14 protein-coding genes are annotated in these 6,106 nt (G+C 41.6%); all 14 read right to left on the bottom strand.

Features of this window, described 5'->3' with window-relative positions; genetic code table 11:
- Nucleotides 1-31: 31 nt before the first annotated feature.
- Nucleotides 32-331: a 30S ribosomal protein S14 gene (gene rpsN, locus ABUA47_RS22425; RefSeq protein ID WP_035450377.1), complete on the bottom strand. Its 300-nt coding sequence runs from the start codon at nt 329-331 to the stop codon at nt 32-34.
- Between the two features lie 4 nt (nt 332-335).
- Complete coding sequence (gene rplE / locus ABUA47_RS22420; RefSeq protein WP_005825698.1) at nt 336-893, bottom strand: 50S ribosomal protein L5; 558 nt, start codon at nt 891-893, stop codon at nt 336-338.
- Nucleotides 893-1,213, bottom strand: coding sequence for a 50S ribosomal protein L24 (gene rplX / locus ABUA47_RS22415; RefSeq protein ID WP_005825699.1), 321 nt, complete (start codon nt 1,211-1,213; stop codon nt 893-895). Before rplX ends, rplE begins: the two co-directional genes overlap by 1 nt.
- A gap of 20 nt (nt 1,214-1,233) precedes the next feature.
- Nucleotides 1,234-1,599, bottom strand: a complete 366-nt coding sequence (rplN, locus tag ABUA47_RS22410; protein WP_005825700.1) for a 50S ribosomal protein L14 — start codon at nt 1,597-1,599, stop codon at nt 1,234-1,236.
- Between the two features lie 2 nt (nt 1,600-1,601).
- A complete protein-coding gene (rpsQ, locus tag ABUA47_RS22405) occupies nt 1,602-1,871 on the bottom strand; it encodes a 30S ribosomal protein S17 (RefSeq protein ID WP_005825701.1) in 270 nt (89 codons plus the stop codon).
- Nucleotides 1,868-2,065, bottom strand: a complete 198-nt coding sequence (gene rpmC / locus ABUA47_RS22400) for a 50S ribosomal protein L29 (protein WP_005825702.1) — start codon at nt 2,063-2,065, stop codon at nt 1,868-1,870. Before rpmC ends, rpsQ begins: the two co-directional genes overlap by 4 nt.
- Before the next feature lie 5 nt (nt 2,066-2,070).
- Entirely contained in the window at nt 2,071-2,505 is a 435-nt protein-coding gene (gene rplP, locus ABUA47_RS22395; protein WP_004291234.1) for a 50S ribosomal protein L16, read from the bottom strand.
- A gap of 21 nt (nt 2,506-2,526) precedes the next feature.
- Complete coding sequence (gene rpsC, locus ABUA47_RS22390; RefSeq protein WP_004291235.1) at nt 2,527-3,258, bottom strand: 30S ribosomal protein S3; 732 nt, start codon at nt 3,256-3,258, stop codon at nt 2,527-2,529.
- A 5-nt stretch (nt 3,259-3,263) separates the two neighbouring features.
- The gene (gene rplV / locus ABUA47_RS22385; protein WP_004291236.1) at nt 3,264-3,674 is read right to left on the bottom strand and encodes a 50S ribosomal protein L22; all 411 of its coding nucleotides are present in this window, start codon (nt 3,672-3,674) and stop codon (nt 3,264-3,266) included.
- Between the two features lie 36 nt (nt 3,675-3,710).
- Complete coding sequence (gene rpsS, locus ABUA47_RS22380; RefSeq protein WP_002558070.1) at nt 3,711-3,980, bottom strand: 30S ribosomal protein S19; 270 nt, start codon at nt 3,978-3,980, stop codon at nt 3,711-3,713.
- A gap of 20 nt (nt 3,981-4,000) precedes the next feature.
- Complete coding sequence (gene rplB / locus ABUA47_RS22375) at nt 4,001-4,825, bottom strand: 50S ribosomal protein L2 (RefSeq protein ID WP_005825705.1); 825 nt, start codon at nt 4,823-4,825, stop codon at nt 4,001-4,003.
- A gap of 5 nt (nt 4,826-4,830) precedes the next feature.
- Nucleotides 4,831-5,124, bottom strand: a complete 294-nt coding sequence (rplW, locus tag ABUA47_RS22370) for a 50S ribosomal protein L23 (protein ID WP_005825706.1) — start codon at nt 5,122-5,124, stop codon at nt 4,831-4,833.
- A gap of 16 nt (nt 5,125-5,140) precedes the next feature.
- On the bottom strand, nt 5,141-5,767 hold the full coding sequence (rplD, locus tag ABUA47_RS22365; RefSeq protein WP_005825707.1) for a 50S ribosomal protein L4: 627 nt from the start codon (nt 5,765-5,767) through the stop codon (nt 5,141-5,143).
- On the bottom strand, nt 5,767-6,106 hold a 340-nt coding region (gene rplC / locus ABUA47_RS22360; RefSeq protein WP_349832080.1), incomplete at its 5' end, for a 50S ribosomal protein L3. The genes rplC and rplD, both read right to left, overlap by 1 nt.

Here is a 6,106-nt window from a genome sequence, read left to right as displayed (position 1 = left end):
GGCCTACCCTGACAATATTTAAAAACAATAATTACCAGCTTGCTTTCTTTACACCGGGAATAAGACCGTTAGAAGCCATCTCACGGAACTGGATTCTGGAGATGCCAAACTGACGGATATATCCTTTGGGACGACCTGTCAGCTTGCAACGGTTGTGCATGCGAATCGGGTTAGAATTTTTAGGCAAATCCTGCAATTTCTGTGCAGCTTCAAAAGCTTCAACAGGATCACCGGTTCTAACGATTTGCTTCAACGCAGCTCTTTTCTCGGCATATCTGGCTACTAATTTAGCACGCTTTACTTCGCGTGCTTTCATTGATTCCTTTGCCATATTATCAATCTTTTTTAGCGTTTTTAAACGGTAAACCGAATTCTTTCAACAAGGCATACCCTTCTTCATCTGTTTGCGCAGAGGTTACAAAGGTAATATTCATTCCGAGAATTCTAGTAATACTATCGATATTAATTTCAGGGAAAATGATTTGTTCCTGAATACCAAGGGTATAGTTACCCTTACCATCGAACTTACTTTCAATACCCTTGAAGTCGCGGATACGAGGCAGAGCTACACGAACCAACTTTTCAAGGAATTCGTACATTCTCTCACGACGCAGAGTTACCATAACGCCAATCGGCATTTTCTTACGCAACTTAAAGTTTGCAATATCCTTACGAGAAATGGTTGCCACGGCTTTCTGGCCAGTGATAGTAGTCATTTCATTAATTGCCACTTCAATAATCTTCTTGTCGGCAACAGCCATACCCAGACCCTGATTGATAACAATCTTCTTAAGTACGGGTATCTGCATAGAAGAAGAATACTGGAACTGTGATTTCAATGCAGGCGCAATACGCTCTGCATATTCTTTCTTAAGGCTAGCAGTATTACTCATTACTTAATCTCCTCTCCTGATTTTTTAGAATAACGCACTAAAGTGCCTTCAGCACTTACTTTTCTACCAACACGCGTTGCTTTGCCAGTCTTTGGATCAACGGGGTTCAAGTTTGACAAGTGGATAGAAGCTTCTTGCTTCACAATACCACCTTGCGGGTTCTTAGCATTCGGTTTTGTGCTCTTAGACACCATGTTGATACCTTCAACGATTGCGCGGTTTTTATCAACAAGAACCTTCAATACACGACCAGTCTTACCCTTGTCTTCACCGGAGTTTACATAAACTGTATCGCCTTTTTTAATATGTAATTTACTCATTACTCAAATCTTTTACAATATTAAAGTACTTCAGGAGCGAGTGACACAACTTTCATGTTAGTAGCACGAAGTTCACGAGCTACCGGACCGAAAATACGACTACCTCTAATTTCACCTGCATTGTTCAACAACACGCAAGCATTATCATCAAAACGTATGTAAGAGCCATCAGCACGACGGATTTCTTTCTTAGTACGTACGATCAAAGCTTTAGACACTGCACCTTTTTTAATATCACTTGAAGGGATAACGCTCTTAACAGAAACGACAATCACGTCCCCTACTGAAGCATAGCGACGACCTGTACCACCCAAAACGCGGATACAGAGAGCCTCTTTTGCCCCACTATTATCACATACTGTAAGTCTGGATTCTACTTGTATCATAATTACTTAGCTCTTTCAATTATTTCTACCAATCTCCATCTCTTAGTCTTGCTCAAAGGACGAGTTTCCATGATGTGTACAGTATCGCCGATATTGCACTCATTCTTTTCATCATGAGCATGGTACTTCTTCGTCTTGCTAACGAACTTACCATATATGGGGTGTTTCTCCTTAAACTTAGCTGCTACTGTAATGGTCTTATCCATCTTGTTGCTCAGCACAACCCCAGTTCTTTCTTTTCTTAAATTTCTTGCTTCCATCAAGCTCATCATTTATTGTTAAGTTCTCTTTGGCGTAATTCAGTCTTCATACGCGCAATAGTCCTGCGTAATTGTTTGATCTGAGCAGGATTATCCAAAGGAGAAATAGAATGATTTAAAATCACTTGGTTGTAATTAGCTACTTCTGCTTCAACTCTTTCTACCAAGTCACTGGTAGGCATCTCTTTAATTTCTGCTGTTTTCATACTTCTTACGCATTTTGATTTTGAATATCATAATCACGTCTAACCACAAACTTAGTTGTGATAGGAAGCTTCTGTGCAGCCAAGCGCAAAGCTTCTTTAGCGATTTCATAAGATACTCCTTCGGCTTCGATAATAATTCTACCCGGTGTAACAGGCGCTACGAATCCTTCCGGCGCACCCTTACCCTTACCCATACGCACATCAGCAGGCTTTCTGGTGATAGGTTTGTCGGGGAAAATACGAATCCAAATCTGTCCTTGACGTTGCATATATCTTGTCACTGCAATACGCGCAGCTTCAATCTGACGGCCTGTAATCCATTTCGTTTCCAAGGCCTTAATACCAAAAGATCCGAAAGCCAACTGGTTTCCTCTTTGGGCATTACCCTTTTGACGGCCTTTTTGTTGTCTTCTGAATTTTGTTTTTTTCGGTTGTAACATAATTCCTAAAAATCAAATTCGTTAGCGATTATTTTTCTTTCTTTTGAAGTTCTTTCCGCCATTGTTTCCGCTATTGCTTCCACGACCACTTTCCTTGCTTTGCGTAAAGTTCGGAGCCAACTCCTTCTTACCATAAACTTCACCTCTACAAATCCAAACTTTAATGCCGAGAAGACCAACCTTAGTCAATGCTTCTGCATGACAATAGTCGATATCTGCTCTGAAAGTGTGCAACGGAGTTCTTCCTTCCTTATACATTTCAGAACGGGCCATTTCTGCACCATTCAAACGTCCTGAAATCTGAATCTTGATACCTTCCGCACCCATACGCATTGTATTGGCAATAGCCATCTTGATGGCACGACGGTAGGCTATTTTGCCTTCAACCTGACGGGCAATGTTGTTAGCCACGATAACAGCATCCAACTCTGGTCTCTTAACTTCGAAGATATTAATCTGAATATCCTTATCAGTAACCTTCTTCAACTCCTCTTTCAACTTGTCAACTTCTTGGCCACCTTTGCCGATAATGATACCCGGACGTGCAGTACAAACGGTAATAGTCACGAGTTTCAGTGTACGTTCAATTACAATTCTTGACACACTAGCCTTTGCCAGACGAGCGTTCAAATATTTACGAATCTTGCTATCTTCCAGCAGAGAATCGCCGTAATTCTTTCCACCATACCAATTGGAATCCCATCCTCTGATAATTCCTAAACGGTTGCTTATTGGATTAACTTTTTGTCCCATTTACCTTAATTTTGATCTTCGTTATTACTTTTAGAACCAACGAACAACGTTACGTGGTTTGAACGTTTACGAATTCTGTAACCTCTACCCTGCGGAGCCGGTCTCATTCTTTTGAGTGTAGCACCACCATCAACAAAAATCTTGGTTACGAACAGCTCGCCACTTTCAGCTTTACGTTCGTTTTTCTGCTCCCAGTTAGCAATTGCAGAGCGCAGCAACTTTTCCACTCTTGCGGCAGCCTCTTTTGAAGAGAACTTCAAAACGCCGAGTGCTCTGTTCACCTCCATCCCGCGAATCATGTCAGCCACGAGACGCATTTTACGGGGGGAAGTAGGAACATTTTGCAATTTCGCAAAATACATGGTCTTAAGGGCTTCTTTTCTTTTTTCAGCCGATATTTTTTTTCTTGCTCCCATTATATTATTACTTTATTATTTCAGATAAATCCTGTTTTATTTTTTCTTGTTACCAGCGTGTCCTCTGAAAGTACGAGTTGGAGCAAATTCGCCCAACTTGTGTCCTACCATATTTTCGGTAACATAAACAGGAATAAATTTATTTCCGTTGTGAACTGCAACAGTATGGCCTACGAAATCAGGCGAAATCATTGAAGCTCTGGCCCAGGTCTTAACTACCACTTTCTTGCCCGATTCATTCATGGCAAGCACTTTCTTCTCAAGCTTAACGTTAATATACGGACCTTTTTTTAATGAACGACTCATAATTTACTCAATTAATCAGATTACTTCTTTCTTCTCTCAATAATATACTTAGACGATTGTTTCTTCGGAGCTCTTGTCTTAAGACCCTTAGCGTACAATCCCTTACGAGATCTCGGGTGTCCTCCTGAAGCACGTCCTTCACCACCACCCATCGGGTGATCAACCGGGTTCATAACAACACCACGGTTACGCGGACGACGTCCTAACCAACGAGAACGTCCAGCTTTACCTGAACTTTCCAATCCATGATCTGAGTTACCTACACTACCAATAGTAGCCTTACAAGTACTGAGGATCTGACGAACCTCACCTGAAGGCAACTTGATAACGCAGTACTTACCTTCTCTAGAAGTCAACTGAGCGAAGTTACCAGCCGAGCGAACCAAGGCAGCGCCTTGTCCCGGACGTAATTCGATGTTGTGAATTACAGTACCGACCGGAATATTCTGAAGCGGAAGTGCGTTTCCGATTTCCGGAGCGGCAGTCTCACCTGACATCAAAGTCGTACCAACTTGCAATCCATTGGGAGCAATAATATATCTTTTTTCTCCATCTGCATAAAACAACAAAGCGATACGAGCCGAACGATTCGGATCGTATTCAATTGTTTTAACCACTGCAGGCACACCGTCTTTATTTCTCTTGAAATCTACGATACGAATAATCTTCTTACTACCGCCACCGATGTAGCGCATAGTCATCTTACCTTCGTTGTTACGACCACCTGAAGATTTCTTACCAAATACAAGAGACTTTTCTGGTACCCGTGCAGTAATCTCTTCGTAAGTACCAATAATTTTATGTCTTTGCCCCGGTGTTGTGGGCTTAAATTTACGTACTGCCATTTTTATTAAATATTGCTATAAAAATCAATAGTATCTCCTTCTTTCAACGTAACGATAGCCTTCTTGAACGCATTCGTACGTCCGTTGATGATACCGGCACGAGTATAGCGGCTCTTGTTTTTGCCGGCATACTTCATTGTATTCACATCAACTACTGTAACGTTGTAAAGGGCTTCAACTTCCTTCTTAATTTCCAGTTTATTAGCTTCAGGACGCACGATAAAGCCGAAACGATTATTCGTCTTATCAGTAATTGCAGTCATCTTCTCTGTCACTAACGGTTTAATAATAATTCCCATTATTTAAGCCTCCTTTTTACATTAAGATATTGTCGATAGCAGAAAGTGCACTTTCAGCAAACACAACGACCCCAGCGTCCAATACTCTGTAAGTATTTAACCCTGAGATAGTCTGCACATTAGCACCCTTCACATTACGAGCCGACAAATATACGTTTTTATTTGCTTCTGGTAAAATCACAAGCAGCTTTTTGTCAGAAACTTTAAGATTTTTTGTCATTGCAACAAAATCTTTAGTCTTCGGAGCTTCAAAAGAGAAGTCTTCTACTACTACAACTGCGTTGTTCTGAGCCTTGTATGACAAAGCTGACTTACGAGCCAGAGCCTTTACTTTTTTGTTTAATTTGAAGTAGTAATCTCTCGGTTTCGGACCGAATACGCGTCCACCACCAACAAGTACCGGTGAGTTCATGTCACCACGACGTGCACCACCACCACCTTTCTGGCGACCGATTTTACGAGTAGAACCACTGATTTCGCTTCTTTCCTTTGACTTGTGTGTACCCTGACGCTGGTTAGCCATAAACTGTTTAACATCCAAGTAGATAGCGTGGTCGTTGGGCTCAATTCCGAAGATAGACTCGTTTAACGTAATCTTTCTCCCAGTGTCTTCACCTTTAATGTTATATACGTTAACTTCCATTATTTCTCAATTATTACGATTGAACCTTTGCAACCAGGAACAGATCCCTTAATCAAAAGAAGATTGTGCTCCGCGATTACCTTTAATACCTGCAGGTTTTGAACAGTTACTCTGTCGCCACCAAGCTGTCCGCCCATGCGCATTCCTTTGAATACTTTTGCAGGGTAAGAACAAGCACCGATAGAACCCGGCTTACGAGCGCGGTTGTGCTGACCGTGAGTAGTCTGGCCTACACCACCAAAACCATGGCGTTTTACTACACCCTGGAAACCTTTACCCTTAGAAGTACCTACAACGTCAACAAAAGTTGCGTCATTGAACAGTTCTACGGTAACAGTG

Origin of the sequence: Bacteroides sp. RTP31139st1_H2_RTP31139_211217 (assembly GCF_040227615.1) — a bacterium.
Taxonomy (GTDB): domain Bacteria; phylum Bacteroidota; class Bacteroidia; order Bacteroidales; family Bacteroidaceae; genus Bacteroides; species Bacteroides uniformis.
Note: the sequence above shows the minus strand (reverse complement) of the source record. Positions and strands in the feature narration are given on the sequence as shown.